Genomic DNA, 888 nt, shown 5'->3' on the forward strand with positions numbered 1-888 from the left:
TTCGGTTGGCGCATCAGCCCAATCCGCCATGTTCGTTTCGAGCGCTTCGATGAGTTCCTGCGCCTCCTCGGCGAACATATCAAGCACTTCTTTATCGAGGGCGTCTTCTTCTGATAATTCAGGCTTAACAGGTTCCGCTGGCTCTGGCTCAACTGGAATTGTCGTCTCTTTTACGAGCGTTATCTCTTCAACTTCAACAATTTCAGGTTCTGTAGCCTCGATATTCTCAACTTCAGATTCTACTTCTGTTTGCTCAGGCTGAGGTGCTGGAACCTTACTTAATACTGGTTCTTCACCAGCAATAGAGCGCTTAACAGCTTCTAGCAAATCTAATGCTGGAGCAGGAACAGAACCCGCTTCAACACTATCGACCATAGACGCTAGTGCATCATGACACTGAAGACAAAGTTCAATCACGGCCGGACTCGCAACGGTGTGTGCTTCAACCGTGCGCTCAAACAATGTTTCTAACTCATGTGAGAGATCACCAATTGCAGTGACCTCAGCCATACGTGCACCACCTTTTAGCGTATGTAGATCGCGCTGCAATTCACCTACAAGCGTAAAATTATCACTCTCACTCTGCCATTGGTGCAGTAGCTCGCCTGAATGATTGATCAACTCTAGCGCTTCTTCCAAGAAAATTTCAGCTAACTCAGGATCAAGTTCCGCCAAAGATCCTGAAGCAGTTTGATCAACTTCTTCAACTTGGATGGTTTCTTCTGGTACAGCTTCTAGTTCCGTCGCTACAAGCTCTTCTTCAGTTTCTTCTACAGCATACTCTGGAATGGCTTCAGCTAGAGATTCCTCAAGTGCATCAATACTAATTTCGATATCTTGCTCTTGCTCTTGCTCTTGCTCTTGCTCTTGCTCTTGCTCTTGCTCTTG

The 888-nt window shown here is 46.3% G+C and carries 1 protein-coding gene; it reads right to left on the minus strand.

Going from position 1 to position 888, the window contains the following annotated elements; all coding sequences use genetic code 11:
* A partial coding sequence (locus A3738_RS23475) for an Hpt domain-containing protein (protein ID WP_197473985.1) occupies positions 1-888 on the minus strand: 888 nt, incomplete at both ends.

Source organism: Oleiphilus sp. HI0066 (genome assembly GCF_001635725.1).